This is a genomic window from Paenibacillus sp. J31R109 (genome assembly GCF_059692055.1).
In genome coordinates this window covers 1,175,114-1,192,377 of record NZ_JCAUAR010000001.1, presented here as the reverse complement: position 1 = coordinate 1,192,377, position 17,264 = coordinate 1,175,114, and the positions used below count along the sequence as shown (strand labels likewise).

The 17,264-nt window shown below is 41.1% G+C and carries 17 protein-coding genes and 1 pseudogene; 16 read left to right on the top strand and 2 right to left on the bottom strand.

Annotated elements, in window-relative coordinates:
• Positions 1-36 precede the first annotated feature (36 nt).
• The 8 genes from AC58QT_RS05435 to pgsA all read left to right on the top strand — a co-directional run bounded on the left by AC58QT_RS05435 (position 37) and on the right by pgsA (position 6,995).
• Positions 37-1,542, top strand: a complete 1,506-nt coding sequence (locus tag AC58QT_RS05435) for an extracellular solute-binding protein (RefSeq protein ID WP_497408038.1) — start codon at positions 37-39, stop codon at positions 1,540-1,542.
• 27 nt (positions 1,543-1,569) lie between these two features.
• Positions 1,570-2,319, top strand: a complete 750-nt coding sequence (locus tag AC58QT_RS05430) for a LamG domain-containing protein (RefSeq protein ID WP_497408037.1) — start codon at positions 1,570-1,572, stop codon at positions 2,317-2,319.
• Between the two features lie 424 nt (positions 2,320-2,743).
• Positions 2,744-3,526: a GNAT family N-acetyltransferase gene (locus tag AC58QT_RS05425; RefSeq protein ID WP_497408036.1), complete on the top strand. Its 783-nt coding sequence runs from the start codon at positions 2,744-2,746 to the stop codon at positions 3,524-3,526.
• 24 nt (positions 3,527-3,550) lie between these two features.
• Positions 3,551-4,333 (top strand): class I SAM-dependent methyltransferase, encoded by a 783-nt coding sequence (locus AC58QT_RS05420; RefSeq protein WP_497408035.1) that lies wholly within the window; start codon positions 3,551-3,553, stop codon positions 4,331-4,333.
• Between the two features lie 245 nt (positions 4,334-4,578).
• Positions 4,579-5,496 (top strand): tetratricopeptide repeat protein, encoded by a 918-nt coding sequence (locus tag AC58QT_RS05415; protein ID WP_497408034.1) that lies wholly within the window; start codon positions 4,579-4,581, stop codon positions 5,494-5,496.
• Between the two features lie 67 nt (positions 5,497-5,563).
• Positions 5,564-5,896: a hypothetical protein gene (locus AC58QT_RS05410; protein ID WP_497408033.1), complete on the top strand. Its 333-nt coding sequence runs from the start codon at positions 5,564-5,566 to the stop codon at positions 5,894-5,896.
• A 59-nt stretch (positions 5,897-5,955) separates the two neighbouring features.
• Complete coding sequence (locus AC58QT_RS05405) at positions 5,956-6,369, top strand: NUDIX hydrolase (RefSeq protein ID WP_497408032.1); 414 nt, start codon at positions 5,956-5,958, stop codon at positions 6,367-6,369.
• A 38-nt stretch (positions 6,370-6,407) separates the two neighbouring features.
• The gene (gene pgsA, locus AC58QT_RS05400; protein WP_497408031.1) at positions 6,408-6,995 is read left to right on the top strand and encodes a CDP-diacylglycerol--glycerol-3-phosphate 3-phosphatidyltransferase; all 588 of its coding nucleotides are present in this window, start codon (positions 6,408-6,410) and stop codon (positions 6,993-6,995) included.
• Between the two features lie 14 nt (positions 6,996-7,009).
• Here the strand turns inward: pgsA and murC are convergent, their stop codons facing one another.
• Positions 7,010-8,302: a UDP-N-acetylmuramate--L-alanine ligase gene (gene murC / locus AC58QT_RS05395; protein ID WP_497408030.1), complete on the bottom strand. Its 1,293-nt coding sequence runs from the start codon at positions 8,300-8,302 to the stop codon at positions 7,010-7,012.
• 197 nt (positions 8,303-8,499) lie between these two features.
• Between murC and AC58QT_RS05390 the strand changes: the two genes are divergently transcribed.
• On the top strand, positions 8,500-8,997 hold the full coding sequence (locus AC58QT_RS05390) for a GNAT family N-acetyltransferase (RefSeq protein ID WP_497408029.1): 498 nt from the start codon (positions 8,500-8,502) through the stop codon (positions 8,995-8,997).
• Between the two features lie 29 nt (positions 8,998-9,026).
• Positions 9,027-9,938 carry an aminoglycoside phosphotransferase family protein gene (locus AC58QT_RS05385; RefSeq protein WP_497408028.1) on the top strand — a complete coding sequence of 304 codons (912 nt, stop codon included), beginning with the start codon at positions 9,027-9,029 and terminating at the stop codon, positions 9,936-9,938.
• Between the two features lie 76 nt (positions 9,939-10,014).
• Here AC58QT_RS05385 and AC58QT_RS05380 read toward each other — a convergent pair whose 3' ends face one another.
• Complete coding sequence (locus AC58QT_RS05380) at positions 10,015-10,581, bottom strand: 5' nucleotidase, NT5C type (RefSeq protein WP_497408027.1); 567 nt, start codon at positions 10,579-10,581, stop codon at positions 10,015-10,017.
• 164 nt (positions 10,582-10,745) lie between these two features.
• Here AC58QT_RS05380 and AC58QT_RS05375 point away from each other — a divergent pair, with 164 nt between their 5' ends.
• The 6 genes and pseudogenes from AC58QT_RS05375 (at position 10,746) to AC58QT_RS05350 (ending at position 17,261) form a co-directional block, all read left to right on the top strand.
• Positions 10,746-11,447, top strand: a complete 702-nt coding sequence (locus AC58QT_RS05375) for an FHA domain-containing protein (RefSeq protein ID WP_310224646.1) — start codon at positions 10,746-10,748, stop codon at positions 11,445-11,447.
• 19 nt (positions 11,448-11,466) lie between these two features.
• Positions 11,467-12,759: a UDP-N-acetylglucosamine 1-carboxyvinyltransferase gene (murA, locus tag AC58QT_RS05370; protein ID WP_497408026.1), complete on the top strand. Its 1,293-nt coding sequence runs from the start codon at positions 11,467-11,469 to the stop codon at positions 12,757-12,759.
• A gap of 68 nt (positions 12,760-12,827) precedes the next feature.
• Complete coding sequence (locus AC58QT_RS05365) at positions 12,828-13,319, top strand: NUDIX hydrolase (RefSeq protein WP_497408025.1); 492 nt, start codon at positions 12,828-12,830, stop codon at positions 13,317-13,319.
• 45 nt (positions 13,320-13,364) lie between these two features.
• Positions 13,365-14,729: pseudogene (locus tag AC58QT_RS05360) on the top strand (UDP-N-acetylmuramoyl-tripeptide--D-alanyl-D-alanine ligase).
• Between the two features lie 137 nt (positions 14,730-14,866).
• Positions 14,867-16,549, top strand: a complete 1,683-nt coding sequence (locus AC58QT_RS05355; protein ID WP_497408024.1) for a hypothetical protein — start codon at positions 14,867-14,869, stop codon at positions 16,547-16,549.
• 145 nt (positions 16,550-16,694) lie between these two features.
• The gene (locus AC58QT_RS05350) at positions 16,695-17,261 is read left to right on the top strand and encodes an RNA polymerase sigma factor (protein ID WP_497408023.1); all 567 of its coding nucleotides are present in this window, start codon (positions 16,695-16,697) and stop codon (positions 17,259-17,261) included.
• Positions 17,262-17,264 lie beyond the last annotated feature (3 nt).

Here is a 17,264-nt window from a genome sequence, read left to right as displayed (position 1 = left end):
TACTTTATACAAACACTATTGGGGAGGTTCTATTCAATGAAAATTCAAAAGAAAGTGCTTTTAGGTATGTCTGTCGTTCTGCTGGCGGGTGTTGCAATTGGCTGCAGCGGCAATAATACATCACCTGCTAGCACAAACGCTGGTTCAACAAGTACAAGTGGACCAATTAAAAACAAGGATTTAAAAGTGATGCGCACGTATCATCCATCTATGGAGCAATTCAAGGGTAACGACACTATCAACGATAATAAGCTGGTGAATGTGCTCAAGGAGAAATCTGGTTTCAACGTGAAATTCGAGTCGCTGCCTAAGGACAATCCAAACCAAAAGATATCGATCATTTTGGCTTCAGGCGATGTGCCGGATGTTATGTGGATTCCTGGAAAATCGGACTATTTCAAGTTGGCACAGCAGGGGGCTTTTGAGCCGCTAGATGATTTGGCTAAGCAATATATTACAAGTTTATCTAGCTTCCTGCCCAAGGAAATTCTTGACTCTGCCAAACTAGATGGCAAACTTTACGGTATCCCAGTTCGAGTCGCACAACAGGTAGGTAACGGCATATTGGAGCGTTCAGACATTCTGAAAGAGCTCAATTTGAAAGAACCAGCGACGATGGATGAGATGTATACGACCCTTAAGACCATCAAAGAGAAAAAGAACATAGCACCGCTTACAGGAACAGGTGGAAATCCAGGGGCGTTTATGGCATCCTTCCTACCTTACGCTTCTGCATACGGAGTGGGCAATACAACCGTCGTTAAAAATAGCAAGCTAGAGTTCGCATGGGTGCAGCCGGAATACAAAGAGTTCCTCACCACAATGAAGAAATGGTATTCCGAAGGCTTGATCGACCAAGAATTTGCTATTAATAAAGATATCAAGGACAAAATGATTAATGGAACAGCTGCATTTAGCACTGTGTATTGGGGCGATGCTCTGACAATTGACACGTCGATCAAGGATAAAAAAGGAAGCGGAACCTTACAGTATATCGCACCAGTTAGCGGCAAGAACGGCTCCTCAGGCTTCCAAGAGCAAGGTATTCCGGGCAATTTCATCGTTATTCCGAAGCAAGCGAAGAACAAAGAAGGTGCGGCCGCTTTTATTAATTACATCATGAACGCAGAAACTGACAAATTCTTAACTTATGGTATCGAAGGACAAGATTACAAGGTGGACAATGGTCAAATCGTGCAAACGCCAGAACAGAGCAACAACATTCCTTGGCGGACATTGTACTTCTTTGGTGATACGGACCCGAGCTTCACTGCTCGTTTGAAAGTTAAAGGATTCTTGCCTTACTATGAGCCATTGCTGAAATTTAAACAGAATCGCGAAGAAACCGCATATGCACCTTCTATTGAGGCTTTTGATTCTAAATTCACAGAGCTGCGTAACTATTCAGAAGAAAATGCTTTGAAATTTATTATGGGTAAACGTGATCTTGCTGAATTTGATAAATTTGTCCAAGAGTTTAACGCTAAGGGTGGCAAAGTTGCCATCGATGCGATGAATGATTGGTATGGGAAAAAGAAATAAGGAATGTTCATCTGGAGGCTGTAAAACATGAAGAAAAATACGGACATCATTACCAAACATCCGAATCTGGTCGCATTTTGGGATTTTCAGGAGGGACCTGGCCAAGCACGTATGTCAAAAGGAAGAGAACCATATGCCTTGCTGGAAGGTTCTGAATCGGTAGAAAGAGACGATGAAGGCATTTTCGGACCGTATAGTGCTTTGTTAGAGGAAGGGGAATGGTTTCGTATTCCGCGTCAAGAACTCAGTGAACTGAACATTCATGGCGAGAATGCACAAGTAACCGTCGTTGCTTGGGTAAAACGTAGAAGAAAATCGAATAACGAATGCGAATTTGTTGCAGGCATATGGAATGAAACGAATAAGAAACGACAATACGGACTCTTTGTGAATTTATCCATTTGGGAGAGCGGCCAGCAGGTATGTGGCCATGTATCTTCCTTAGGTGGTCCGACACCTGGTTATCGTTGGTGTATGGATTCATCGATTGGTAACACGGAAATCCCACTAGAAGAATGGCATCTCATTGCGTTTACCTATGATGGCGAGTACGTGCGGTCTTACTTAAACGGTAAATTAGATGAACGTCCCGTTCGAAATCCTTATCATTATCCAGGGGGACTCTTCGACGGTGGCGCAGATGGTGCAGATTTTACTGTTGGTGCGGTGAATCGTTCCAATGAGATCGGCAATTTCTTTGTCGGCAGCATTGGGGGATTAGCGATTTACAACCAAGCCTTAACGGATGAAGAAATTTACAATCTTGCTTATATGTAAACAAGTGAATGAAAAAGGAGCTTAGCGGTTTGAACCATGGGACCAGCTAAGTTCCTTTTTTTTACTTTCCGCTTCTCGGAAGACCACGCAAAATAAGGTGATGGCATCATCTTATCTTGCGTGGTTTTTCATTTTTACTGGAAATAAAGTGACGCATAACGTTATTGTTTAGCTGGTCGTCCATTCGCATGGATTAGCGTTATCCCGTAACGTTATTTAAAGTAGTTGTGTCATTAAAGGTCTTTTAGGATGGCACCATTAGAGGGTAATCCCAAAAAAAGGGAATAGAAGTGGGGTGTCGAATTTCTGCATAAGTCGATAAATCCAATCCAATTTTACTATAGCCATACTTTCCATTGCTCCCTAGATTATACTCACGGTATGGTGAATGTAAGTTCATTATTATCGTGAGGTGATGGTTAAATTGTTGATTAAGAAATGCCAAATGCATGAAGTTCAGCATCTCATTCAAGAATACATTCGTACACTTTCGTCACCATTTGATTCATTTTTGGAGGCACATATTCTTAAGTCATCCTTTTATTTGTTAAAAGGTGACTTAGAAGACGTTGGCTATTTTGCCATATATGATAATCAGATGCTTACGCAATTTTATATTCGCCCATTTTATCATAAGTATGCTCAGAATCTATTGATTGAATGGATTGAAAAGTATGCACTAAAAACACTATTCGTACCTACCTGCGATGAGCATTTTCTGAGTCTTGCTTTAGATAAGGAATTTCTCATAACGAAGCAGGCCTATTTTTTTCAAGATACACGGGTGAGAATTCCGGAGGATGAGGCATTCAAAGGGGATGTTTTCGCAATTGCTACGCTCGATGACCTGTTACAGATCCAGCAAATCTGTGGAGATTTCCTTAATGATTATGCTTGCAGGATTGAAAACGGAGGCATCTTCACCTATTACCGCGGGTCCGACTTGCTTGGCATAGGAGTTGTCGAACAAAGTAAGATGATCACTGGAATAGCGAGTATAGGTATGTTTACAAATGAATCTTTTCGAAAACAAGGTATAGGGCGCCATATTATTCTGAAATTGAAAGAATGGTGCTATGAGAATGATTACACTCCGATCTGTGGCTGTTGGTATTATAACGAGGCGTCCAAGCGGACTTTAGAGAGTGCGGGAATGTATACAAAGACGAGGTTGTTAAACGTGAAAGTAATACAACCGGTAAGCTGATCGATAAAAGAGGAGGTTTTAAAGATGGAAAGAAAAAACACGTTTAATGAAATAGCAAAGGAATATGATACGTCTAGGCCAAGCTATCCAGATCAGTTGTTTTCCGACATACTGGATTTATCAGCTATAACGAAAAGCGATTCCATACTTGAAATTGGCTGTGGTACAGGTCAAGCAACGAAAGGATTTGTAGATTTAGGCTTTGATAATGTGACTTGTATTGAATTAGGGCATCAATTAGCAGAATTTACGCGCGACAAATTTAAGAACAGTCCAAATGTTAACATAATCAATGCCCCATTTGAAACTTGGCAGGGTGAACAGAGCAGATTTGATTTGGCTATATCGGGTACAGCTTTTCACTTCATTGAGCCACAAGAGGATGGTTATCGGAAAGTATTCAATTTGCTAAATGACAAAGGCTCTATCGCAATCTTTTGGACTGTTCATATCCCTTCTTTTGATGAGGTCTCTAATCGCATTCGAGAAAGTTATAGGCGATATGCACCCCAGCTGGATGATTCAAAGAAACCAACCATTGAACAGATTATTGAAGAAAGGTCATTGTTAACGTTAAAGGATGGCCTGTTTAAGGAATTAGAGGTGAAGCAATATATCTGCAATCATGCTTATACAGCTAATGCATATGTCGCATTATTAAACACGAATTCCGGACATAGACTCATTCCCGAAGATGTGCGATTAGCATTGTTTGAGGAAATCAAAGAGGCGATTGAAGAAAATGGCGGTACGTTGCTTAAACCTCAAGCCGTAGTATTGTTTCATGCTAGTAAGAACGTAAACTGATGGACGGATGGAGTGATCGCATGCATTTTGAATGGTCTACAGCAATTATCCAGATATTTTTAATAGCTGTCGTGGTTATGTTTGTGTTTTTGATTATAAGATTTATAAGAAAAAAGAAATCGTAGACGAAACTGAAGATGATTAATGGCATTAATTAATTTACTTAACAGCATTAATTAATTTCGAGGTATTGCAGTTTGTATGATAACTGTTTCGGTTGTTATTGAACTATCAGGAGGAACACGTTGAATATAAATGAAAAAGCACTAGAAAAACTAGAAAATAATGAATATGAAGAAGCCTTTGCATTATTCAAACAAGCTGTTGTAGAGACTAGAAACATACAGTCGTTAACAAATCTTGCTTGGATATATAGTCATGAGGAAGGCGACTATGAGACGGCACTTGTTCTTACTAAAGAAGCTGTTTCATTGAATCCTACTTCTATTATTCCTTATAATCTGTTAGGTGAATTATACATACATTTCGAAAAATGGCATGAGGCATCTAATATTCTAACGAAATCGTTAGCCATTGAGCCTTCACATGAAGCTTATAATAATTTAGGTGTAGCCTATTATCATCTCGCGGAGTTGAAAGAAGCCTCAGCTTGTTTTTTGAAAAGTGCATTACCTTCAAGTTATGCCATGTATAGTCATATCCAATGTTTAATTGAGCTTGGAGATTGGAATGAAGCAAAAAGTAAACTTGATGTCTTTTCAGAAAAAGACGATGAGTTCGTTGGGGAGATAAACATTGCTGAATTGTATGTTGAATTGCAATGTTTTAATGAGGCTGTTCACTGGTTTGAAAAATCATGGAACAACTATTACAAAACGATAGATTGGGTAAGCCGATATTTGTACTCACTTAAAAAAACTAATAATATGGAATTTGCATTTGAAATAGTAAAACAATGCGTAGAAGAAAAAACAATCGAAATAGATCAAGCGAGTAGGCAAGAATACGATGAAAATTGTACTGAAAGCGATAATGATATTGTTTTGGATAAATTACGATATGAGAGGTTTGAATTGGAAAACCTAATAGACAAAATTAATACAGGTTTTATTCCTCCGTATCAATTTACAACAACAGTAAAGACTAGCTGTTATTTGTTTGGATGTCAAAGACATAATCACCCAGAATATACTGTCGATTAATGAATTGAGGCTTATGAAATATGAATGCTTGCGCTTATCCAACTCAATCCTTAAGGGAGAGAATGTCATGAGAAAGATCGCTGTTATTTCTTTAATTGTCTTAAGTCTAATTGTTTTATATCAGTTTCAAAGACCGATTCTTACTGAAGAAAACGCTGTGAATAAAGCAAAAGAATATCTCCAAGTAATAAATACAAATATGAAAGCGAATATTCAGACTCAGAAATCCCCTGATTATTCGGTGCTATGGAAGGACACGTATTGGAATAAAATGATAGGTAATAGGCAATGGAGTGTCATGATTGATGGTTATGCCGTAGATATTCAGGCTTATACAGGAGAGTTTATCCAGATGGTAGCACCTTTGGATGGTGTTATTACTGAACTTCCCAATAAATGACTCTACCGTACTGCTTATGCTTTTAATTAAATAATTTCAATATATAAGGGGGTATTCCATTGAACAAATGGGTCGGTGCTGCAGGTGTTTGCGTTAATTCAGAGCGTCAGCTGCTTATGGTTTTGCAGGGTAAACCAGAAGAAGAGAAACGATGGTCAGTACCTTCTGGCGGAGTTGAGCTAGACGAAACTTTAGAAGAATGCTGTATCCGAGAAGTTTATGAGGAAACGGGTTACCGATGTCAAATCATTCAAGAGATTAAAAGTAAATCAGGAACATTTGGTCCAATTTCGTTTGATGTGACCTATTTTGAAATTGTAATCGTAGGAGGACAACCAAGCATTCATGATCCAGATGGACTTATCCATGAAATTGCTTGGAAGACCTCTGCACAATTAGAAGAACTGCCATTCTCATTCCCTGAAGATAAAGCGTTTTTATTAGCGTTTATGGACAAGGGCAGTAGAACTTAGTTTGATATGGAGAACTCTAAAATATGGGGGTAGAGAAAGTGAACTTAGCAAACAAAATTACAATTGTTAGGATTTTGATGATTCCACTTTTCATGCTTGCTCTTCAGAAATATCCTGCTTGGTTGGCAGATCAATCAAGTTTCTTTACTTTTCTTAATCAGTATGGCTTGTATATTGGCATTTCGCTTTTTATTATTGCTTCGGTCACGGACAAGTTGGATGGTTATGTAGCAAGAAAGTACAATCAAATAACTAATTTCGGAAAATTAATGGATCCACTTGCCGATAAGCTATTAGTTTCAGCTGCGCTCATTATGATGGTGCAAAATGGCATGATTCCATCATGGATTGCCATTGTTATTATTGGAAGGGAAGTTATGGTGTCTGGTCTACGCATCCTTGCAGCTGCAAAAGGACTGGCACTTGCTGCGGATAAGCACGGTAAAATAAAGTTAGTGATGCAAGTTGTGGCGATTACTGCTGTCCTTCTGGACAATTTCCCTTTTGCTATTCTTACAAAACTTCCCATTGATTTGTACATCATGCTATTTGCCGTAGCAATAACAATCTATTCCGGATACAAATACATGAAGAATAATTATCTTCAACTGCAATTGGATCAATAATGAAATGCTTTAACTTATCTTTGCAATAACAGCTCTTGATATTTCTGAATGTCTCCAGCCCCCATGAATATGAGTATGGAGTCGCTGTAGTTATTTAAATTTGATACAAAATTATCGGATACCAATTGAGCATTTGGAATACGGTTCCTTAGGTCATCTATAGAGATGTTTCCTGATGATTCTCTTGCAGATCCAAATATGGGACAAAGGAAGATATCATCAGCTTCTTTTAGCGAATCGGCGAAATCATCCATTAATTTTTCCAAACGAGTAAACGTATGCGGCTGAAAAATGCCGACAACCCTTTTACCAGGGTATTTGCTTCTTGCTGCTTCAAAAGTGGCTCTTATTTCAGAAGGATGGTGTGCATAGTCATCAATGACCACATTGTTGCCCCATCGTTTTTCTGTAAATCTTCGTTGAACGCCAGAGAATGTCGCCAGTTGCATTCTAACAATTTCCAAATCTCGATCTAATAAGAGCCCTACGCCAATTGTGGCTAGGGCATTGAGTACACTATGCTTTCCAAACAACGGAATGCTATAGCGACCTAACTCAGTTTCATTGAAGAAAACGTTAAAGATTGTGGCACCCTCATCAACTGTCACATCTGAAGCTCTCAGCGTATTATCCTTACCAAAACCATAAAAAAGTGTATTTGTGTTTGTAGACAGTAAACGCACTTGTGGATCATCTCCGCAAGCAACGATATGTTTGGTCGTTAAGGCAGTCATTTGCTCAAAAGCTTTCCTCACGTCATCGATATCAGTAAAGTAATCTGGATGATCAAAGTCAATATTAGTAATAACCGCTATATCAGGTTGATAAGCAAGAAAATGACGTTTGTACTCACAACTTTCAAAAATAAACTGAGCAGCATCGGGATGACCAGTACCTGTCCCGTCTCCAACGAGGCTGCATGGCGGTTGATTAGCACTAAACGCATGTACTAACATGCCAGTCGTCGTCGTTTTACCATGAGATCCCGTTACTGCAATGCTTGTGTAAGTTTTCAACAGTTCCCCAAGGAACTTGTGATATCGTATAACAGGAATCCCCATTTGTTTGCATGTTACGATGGAGGGATGTGTATCTTCGAAGGCATTCGAAGCAATAACCGTCATAGTTGGAGATAATGGCGCCATACCAAATGCGTAAAGCTGGATATTTCGCGCGTCGAGGTTCACTTGTGTGAATAGAAAAGAGTCAGTGTCTTCTCCTTGGACGATATGGTTTAGATCATAGAGAACCTGTGCTAATGCACTCATACCACTACCTTTAATGCCAATAAAATGATAACTTCCCATAGCAGCCTCCTGAAAAATAACCGAAAATGTTTGTGATCTTTAGCCATGTGTGTCACTTGAAGCATCCTAATTGTATAGCTTGTCTCCCAAATTTACACTGATGATACAATGATAATTAGATGATTTTTGATAGATCATTTGCCTAATAACCTACATATTCTGTATGTCTTGTAATACACTGAGTAGAGGTGATAATCATGGATAACGGCGATCCAATAGACATTCTTGCTCCTGCAAATGAGAACGATAAAGAATGGCTACATCATTTATGGGTTAGTGAGTTTGGTGGCGAAACGGTTATATCAAAAGGCAAGAGGCATCATGTGAAAGACATGCATTCACTCATCGCTTGGGCGAATGGTATTCGTGTTGGAGCAGCAACGTACCGACTAGGGAACGATTACGCTGAGTTAGTGAGCATTAATGCACTGAACAAAGGTTCAGGTATAGGAAGCCAATTAATTGCTGCTGTCGAACACGCCATAAAACAATCGGGGATAAGCCGCATCTGGGTGATAACTACGAACGATAATGTAGATGCCCTGAGATTTTATCAACGCAGAGGGTACCGAATAGCCGCACTATATCCCGATGCCGTCACAGAGGCTAGGAAGCTAAAAACCACAATCCCTATAATAGGTTTCTACGAAATAACGATACGTGATGAAATTGAACTTGAGAAAATAATAACTTGAATGGATAAAGTTGGAGGTCGTCACTTCAGATGAAAGAGCCCTATTATTTCAGTCAAAATGAGATCGAATCTATTATTTACCGGTTTGGCAAGGATTTTTATGAAAAGGTATTGTGTGATATTGATACATATTCTACTAAGTGGGAATTAAACTCTTTTGAGTTGATCCCTTCCTATTCCGCGAATTTGGTTTTTACATGCTTCTCACCTCGTTTCGGAAAGGCTGTATTAAAAATAGGGAATTCAAGAAGTTTGCATACGGAAGTTAATGCTTTGATTCAGTATACGAACAGAAGAGTCTGCAAAGTGTTTGAAGCTGATATTGACAGAGGTATCCTACTTGAAGAATGTGTGCAACCTGGTACATCTTTAAGGAAAGAGTCTGATCTCGAAAAAAGACTGTCCGTATTTTGCTCCCTATATAAAGGATTGCATGTTACACCAGTAAACGCTGACCTATTTCCGACGTATACGAATTGGGTCAGAAGAATAACTGATTACATGAGTAAGCGAGAAGATTGTAATGACATGTATGTGCACATGCAAAAAGCAAATGAAATATGCGAGTCACTTGCATCTTCGTATTCGCAGCAAATGCTGCTTCATGGTGATTTTCATCACGATAATATATTGCTTACTGCGAATGAAGATTACATCATCATTGATCCTAAAGGTGTTATTGGTGATCCAATATTTGATGTTCCAAGATTCATTTTAAATGAATTTGAACAACTGGAAGCATCGGAACGATTGAAAAAGATCATTGGCATCGTAGATTATTTAGCAAAACACCTGCAGATTCCAAACGAAGTTATTAAACAATGTTTATATGTAGAAACGGCAATGGGAGCCTGCTGGAACGTTGAAGATGGTGCTACCCCTGAGGAATATAGACGTAAATTAGAAGATGTTACTCTTGCAGAAGCTGTTATGAACACATAAAGATGGAAAAGCTGTCTAATAAGTAGATTTATCTACTTGCGGATGGCTTTTTCTATTCCCTTCGAAGGAGGACGATTTAGCGAGCCATAAAATCAATGGATAAATGATCGAGATGCTTTTTTACATCATTCCAGTCTACAGCGCGATAAACCTTATCGTTGTTAATGTGTCGATTGTAAGGATGATCATAGAGGATAACTGGCTTACTCTGATTGGCAAACTCCTCTGCATAATGCGGGGCATCATCAATCAAAACATCAATATTTAGATCTATGCAGGCTTGGAGTTTGTTCTCTGTAAAAGTTATATGATAATACATAAATTTGTGTACATGTAACCAGTCAGTTGTAACCTTACGGAATTTTTCGGGGCGAGCCGTAATAAAAGATACATGATGTTCTTGGTTGAGTTGGTTTAGCGCTTGAATCGCCAAGGGGTAGGGAAGTGAATTCCAATGAATGTCATGTCCGTACTGGTGAATGACCGCCTCTCGTTCTTCTGAACTCCAGCCGTATAAGCGATAGATGTAAAAATCATTGACATCTTCTGGAGTAAATGATAAACCAGATGCTAAGTTATAGTAGTGCAAGTGCGCAGAAGTAGCGTCAAGAATGGTATTATCTAAATCTATTCCAATACGCAAAACGATCAACTCCAGTCTACTGAACCTTATTTTGTAAAATAAACTATACCATAATGTTACCGAAATGTGAGGAAGCCGTCAGCAAAAAGTAATTTTATTCATCGTCAATTTGGGTTACGATAAACTATGGTAACATCCCCCAGATTCAAATCGGAGGTACGAATATGGAAGAAGACTTTGCATGTCTGTACGTTATTCGCGGTGAGCCCTACCGATCCGGCACTTGTGTGAATCTAAGTGCTGTCAAAACGCTCGTCGGTCGCATATCCAATCAGTTTACTCCTGAATTGGCCTTTACGAACGCATTTATTTCTCGACAGCACTTTATTATTCTCAAGGAACAAGACAAGGCTGTGCTTTACGATTTGGGTAGCCGTCACGGAACGGAGATTAACGGTGTAACCATAAAACCACACACCCCGTATCCGCTTCATAATTTTGATATAATTAGGCTTGCAAAGGGGATGAGTGTCCTTCATTTCACCTATATGTATGCGGATGAAACACTTGAAATTGAACCACTCAGCATCACTCGGCAGCTGGAAATACCTGAATTACCACTAACAATTCATTGGGAGAAAAGAGAATGCGTGGTAGATGGTAAGCGAATCCCTATGTCAGAAAAAGAATATTTGCTGATTCGTTTGCTTCATCAGAAAGCGAACCAACTCGTTACACTTGAGGAGATCAAATCCAACGTATGGCCGGAACGTTTACCTGGTGTAGGGGGTATTTCGGATGTTTCTTTCGACGAATTGAATGCACTGATATACCGGGTGCGCAAAAAATACGGCAAAGACACCTTTTTGATTAGCGCAGTGCGCGGTAGTGGTTATGTGCTGGAATCAGAATTAATTTCGTTATGACGAAAGTAGGTAGACATACATGAGATATATTCAGACAACATATTCAGGCCCACTGAACGGAAGTGTACATATACCAGGTGCGAAGAACAGTTCTCTTGCTCTTCTTGCTGCCGCTTGTCTGGCAGATGATATCGTAACACTAGGCGGTATTCCAATTATAGATGATGTCAATATTATTGCCGGGATTAGCCGGGACATCGGTATGGAATTTACGCAAGAAGGTAGACAAGTCGTTATCGACCCACGCATGATCCACAGTGCTGTGATAGATCCGGGTAAGGCATCGAGTTATAGAGCGTCCTATTATTTTGCAGGCGCATTATTATCCAAATTCGGCAGAGTCACGATCGGTTTCCCGGGAGGCGACGATTTCGTTTCAAGACCGATCGATCAACATATCAAGGTGTTTCAAGCACTTGGCGCAAAGGTTCAAATGTTCAATGATTATTTCGTAGTAGAAGCTGCCGAACTGAAGGGCGCAGACATTTATTTCGATACGATTACCTCGGGCGCAACGATTAATGCGATGTTGGCGGCAGTGCGGGCCAAAGGACGGACACAATTGCATAACGCCGCTGTGGACCCCGAAGTAGTGGATACGGCAGTCTTCCTGAATCGGCTCGGAGCGAAGATTTATGGCGCGGGAACTGACCGTATCCGAATTGAAGGCGTCTCCTATTTAAATGGGGGAGCCCACGTGACCATACCAGACAGGCTGATTGCAGGGGCATTCTTGATGGCCGCAGGGTTGAATGGGGGACAGGTTACTGTTCAAGATGTCATCCCTGAGCACCTTGGTTCTTGCCTTGCGAAGATGGAGGAGATCGGGATTCATGTGGAATGCGGTGAGAGCCACATTACCGCTTATCGTACAGGATCGCTGAAAGCAACGCGGATCCGTACAGGCATGTATCCAAGCTTCGCAACTGATCTACAACAACCAATGACCGCACTTCTTTTGCAGGCCAAGGGGAAGAGCATCGTGACGGATCGCGTTTTTCCGAAACGGTTAGCCCACGTGGCACAATTGCGACGGCTCGGCGCAGAAATTGAATTGCGCCATGAGAGTGCCATCCTCCGCGGAGGTGTTCCCCTGCAAGGCGGGTGGGTGCATGCAACGGATGTGCGTGCCGGTACCTGCCTGTTACTAGCTGGTTTATCAGCTGAGGGTAACACGTGTATTACTGGCATAGAGCACATCGAGCGCGGTTATGAGGACGTAATCGGCAGCTTTCAAGCCATCGGAGCTAAGCTTTCCATGCGCGAGTTGGATGCACAGGAACTGCCTGAATTAATCCACCTGAAAGGGTAACAGGAAGAGTACGATTCTATAAAGGAATCGTGCTCTTTTTCAACATCTTAGAAATTGGAGATGGTAGAATGAATCATCTGGTTGTTAAGAAAGCGGGAGCGTTTGTCCTATCCAATAAGCGCATGGTGTTTATGATGGGGCCGACTGAGGATCAATTAGCATTAGCTATTGTCAGATTAGGCGGGCATAGAGAGGGCAGAGAAACTGCTTGGGAATGCACGCAACGTGAGGTACTTGAAGAGTCACAAATGCGAATCACTTCGTTAATGCCATTAACTACTTTTTCCGTGGAGAGTATAACACCAATTTTCCTAGCAACTTCTGTTGACGAACCCGTACCAAGTATGGAAACGAAAGCTCTAATGCTCTTAACACGCAAAGATGTTATCCGGCTATGTTCTGAAACCATCACATTAGATGAGTTCAGGTTCACAGGCGGTAAAGTCTTATTCGCGCAAAAGATAAACGGACAATTACCTTTGAAACCATTCGGACACCTACGTATGCTCGCACATATAGTAGAACAATATCCGAATGTAATATCATCTGAGCTGTTTTAAGGTCATGTAACTTCAATTCAGTTAATCGCGATAGGTGGTGGTTCTGTGATTTGCCATAATCTAAAAGTTATTGAAACGATGACAGCAGGAAGTGGACTTTCTGTGGGTTTTGAAGACCTTATGATTCATGGGGTATCCATCGATTCAAGAACTGTAAAGAGTAGAAACTTATTTATTCCCATTATTAGAGAATTGGATGGTCACGATTTCGTGGAAGAAGCCATTTCCAGAGGAGCGACAGCCTCGTTATGGCAAAAAGATCATCCCAATCCGCCTGTACATTTGCCGTTAATTTATGTGGATGATTGCTTGAATGCCCTTCAAACACTGGCAGCTAATTATAGGAGAGAATTATCCATACAAGTCATTGCCGTTACCGGCAGCAATGGCAAAACAACGACCAAAGATATGATTAATTCCGTTTTACAGACGACCTATAGCGTTCACAAAACAGCAGGGAATTTAAATAGCCAAATCGGGGTCCCTTTGACCATATTAGAGATAGATCAGAGCTCAGAAGTAGCTGTCATAGAAATGGGAATGAGTGAACGTGGTCAGATCGATCGACTTTCGCGAATAGCTCAGCCAGATATTGCGGTCATAACCATGATTGGTGTGTCTCATTTATCTAGTCTTGGATCAAGGGAAGCTATTGCTGCCGCGAAATTAGAGATTACAAATGGCTTGCAAGATCATGGTGTACTAATCTACAACGGGGATGAACCACTTTTGACCCATGCTGTTGCTAAAATAAAGAAAACGATCTCCACAATTCGCTTTGGTGAAGGAGATTCTAATGACTATTACGCTGGAACTATGCTAACCAACTCCTAAGGATCTTTTTTTACAGTAGGTGACGATTCTTTCCATTTACCTGTACTTGGCGCACATAATATCTCAAATGCACTTGCAACAATAGCTGTGGCGACAATATTAGGTATAGGTCCAAATGAAATTAATGCGGGTTTCAGCAAATTGATCGTAACCGGGATGAGAATGGAAAAGATCATTTCTCCCTTTGGTTATACCATCATTAATGATGCTTGGAATGCAAGCCCTAATTCCATGAGAGCTGCAATAAGAACGTTTGAAGATTTAACCGGTTATGCAAGGAAGTTTGTCGTCTTAGGCGATATGTTCGAGTTAGGTGAGCAAGAAGAGGAGTTCCACCGGGAAATAGGCAGGCATTTGGATTCGGCGAAAATAGATTATGTGTATACGGTCGGTTCACTCGGTAACTATATCGCAGTAGAAGCGGGAAAAAGTTTTCAGAATGGTCATGTTCAGTCGTTTTTGGATAAAGAAGCTTTAACTAAAGCTTTAAGGGACATGGTAAATCAAGATGATATCATTCTATTGAAAGCCTCAAGGGGTGTGCGATTGGAGACGATTCTAAAGGATTTATTGTAAAATGGTGACAGCACCTTTTCATAATTATGTGCCTGAGAAATCAGGCTTTTATTTTTATTACAAGTATGGTTTGAGATAAAACCGATTGCGATTTGTGTACGTTTCCTCTTATAGATTGAAGAAGGAGGAAGAGAAGGATGCAAATAGCAAAAAAAGTTAGCGCTGCCTCATTGATCTTACTTGGAATTATCGGCGTTACGACTGCGGTTACTGCGGCAGCGGCTGAAGCCCCGAAGGTAATAAGTGAAACGGATATCGTAGGTCAGTTGGGTCTCCTTCAAGGCGAAGGGAATGGACTTTCAACGGAATATCTAAACCGTTCAGCTACGAGACTCCAAGCGGCCATTATTTCACTGCGATTGCAAGGTCTGGAAAAAGCAGCGTTAACGTATCAAGGAACGAACAGCTTTCAGGATGTAAGCGGCGTATCGCAACAGAATCAAACGATTCTTGGCTATCTGAGTACACATCCCGAGGCTGGCTGGCAAGGAACAAGTGATCATATATTTAATCCACTCGGACCACTAACCGCTCAGCAGTTTGATAAAGTGCTCTTAGAAGCTTTGGGGTATAAGCAAGGTGTAGATTTTGATTTTGTACAGGTGACTGAATTCGCCGAGAAACATGGGTTAACGCGCTTAGCGAATGTTGCCGCCATGAAGAACTTGCATTTAGCAAGCTCCATGCTGGAAGCGCTTAAAGCAATGCCGAAAAATTCATCGAAGTCCTATGCCGATAAGCTTATCTCTCAAGGTACAATGGAAGCTTCAAAGTTGGAGCTGCTGAACAAGCCCTCCTTAAAGCTCATGCACAATGAAGCTGCAGGCAGCTACCTGACGGATGAGAAAGGCATGACACTATACGAATTCTCCAAAGATGTGGCGGACAAAAATGCTTGTGCAGCACAATGTCTGGCAAACTGGCCTATCTACGGCAGTCATGATCTCGTTGTCCCCGCCGAGTTTCAAGCAACAGATTTCAGCGCATTTACACGTACGGATGGCAAGGAACAGCTTACATATCAAGGGTGGCCGCTTTACACATTCGTCAAAGATACGAAACCGGGAGACACCCTTGGTAACAATGTGAACAATGTTTGGTTTACTGTTCAGCCGTCTAATGGTGGAATTCGAATAGGGACGAAAGCGGAGCTCGGTAATTATTTCACTGATGCAAGTGGAAAGGCCTTGTATTACTATGATTTAGATACGAAAGGTATCAGTAATTGCGCAGGCAAATGTATTGAAAAATGGCCTATCTTCTATGCTCCATCAATTACAGCACCACCAGGAGTGAAACAAGCTGATTTCGGCACGTTAGTACGTTCTGATGGGAAATTGCAAACAACGTACAAAGGGTATCCACTTTATTATTGGGTGAGTGATAAACTCATGGGAGATACGACTGGACAAGATGTAGGACATGTCTGGTATGTCGTGGATCCTGCCAAATTCATAGGAACCAAAGCAACGAATACATCCGTGAAAACGTCGAAGTCAGATTCGTTGGGCACGTATTTAACTGACTCGAATGGGATGGCGCTCTACTTGTTTGCAAAGGATAAATCGGATCCCAATGCCTGCGTAGGCAATTGTTTAGTGAATTGGCCGATTTTTTATGATGCCAATTTGACAGTTTCCTCCGATTTGTTAAAAAGTGATTTCGGCATTCTGACTCGCAAAGATGGCACACTTCAAAGCACGTATAAAGGTTGGCCACTTTATTATTGGATCAAGGATCAGTACCCCGGTGATACGACTGGTCAAAATGTTAGCAAGGTTTGGTTTGTCATTGACCCTGCGCAACAATCCGAGCGGTAATAAACGCTCGCTCAAAGAAGCCCTCAACCACTGACTTGATCAGAAGGTTGGGGGGCTTTTTCTATCTTGGCTATTGCCAAGATGTGAAGTTGCGGATAAGGTAGAAATGATTACATGTCAAATCGATTCGGGGTGTAAGAGAATCATGCGAAATCGAACCGATGGGGAGCTAATGAAGCTTGTCATGAACAAGCATCACCCCGCATTGGAAGAGTTATACGATCGTTATGTGAAAATTGTGTATGCATTTGCTTTGAAATCTATGAAAGACGAGCAAACAGCGAGAGAAATCGTGCAGCTCGTTTTTACCAGACTTTGGACGACGCAGAAGGGGTATGATGCGAGCAAGGGTGCTTTTGTCAATTGGTTGATCACGATCACTCGCAATATCACCATCGATTGTCTGCGCAAGCAAAGAAGGGAGAATGAGAATCTCCATTTTGACAGCAACGCATGGGAGCAATCCTTTGTTTCCACAGACGAGAACCCCGATGCCGCCATATCTCGCAAGTGGTTAGGGGAGCAGATCCAAGAAGCCTATCTTCATTTATCGGAGAGTCAAATTAAATTAATTCATTTGATGTATTGGCAAGGGTACACGCTTAGTGAAATTGCCGCACACACGAACGAACCGGTGGGTACGATTAAGAGTCGGCTCCATCAGGGCTTGAAAATACTTCGTAAGCATTTGACATCACTGAGGGAGGGATGACGT

Bases quoted from the DNA above. Each gene is read 5' to 3' on its own strand.
- AC58QT_RS05390 (WP_497408029.1), top strand. From the start codon at position 8,500: ATGGATAACGGCGATCCAATAGACATTCTTGCTCCTGCAAATGAGAAC.
- murC (WP_497408030.1), bottom strand. From the start codon at position 8,302: ATGGGAAGTTATCATTTTATTGGCATTAAAGGTAGTGGTATGAGTGCA.
- AC58QT_RS05375 (WP_310224646.1), top strand. From the start codon at position 10,746: ATGGAAGAAGACTTTGCATGTCTGTACGTTATTCGCGGTGAGCCCTAC.
- AC58QT_RS05385 (WP_497408028.1), top strand. From the start codon at position 9,027: ATGAAAGAGCCCTATTATTTCAGTCAAAATGAGATCGAATCTATTATT.
- AC58QT_RS05350 (WP_497408023.1), top strand. From the start codon at position 16,695: ATGCGAAATCGAACCGATGGGGAGCTAATGAAGCTTGTCATGAACAAG.
- AC58QT_RS05365 (WP_497408025.1), top strand. From the start codon at position 12,828: ATGAATCATCTGGTTGTTAAGAAAGCGGGAGCGTTTGTCCTATCCAAT.
- AC58QT_RS05420 (WP_497408035.1), top strand. From the start codon at position 3,551: ATGGAAAGAAAAAACACGTTTAATGAAATAGCAAAGGAATATGATACG.
- AC58QT_RS05435 (WP_497408038.1), top strand. From the start codon at position 37: ATGAAAATTCAAAAGAAAGTGCTTTTAGGTATGTCTGTCGTTCTGCTG.
- AC58QT_RS05355 (WP_497408024.1), top strand. From the start codon at position 14,867: ATGCAAATAGCAAAAAAAGTTAGCGCTGCCTCATTGATCTTACTTGGA.
- AC58QT_RS05430 (WP_497408037.1), top strand. From the start codon at position 1,570: ATGAAGAAAAATACGGACATCATTACCAAACATCCGAATCTGGTCGCA.
- AC58QT_RS05410 (WP_497408033.1), top strand. From the start codon at position 5,564: ATGAGAAAGATCGCTGTTATTTCTTTAATTGTCTTAAGTCTAATTGTT.
- murA (WP_497408026.1), top strand. From the start codon at position 11,467: ATGAGATATATTCAGACAACATATTCAGGCCCACTGAACGGAAGTGTA.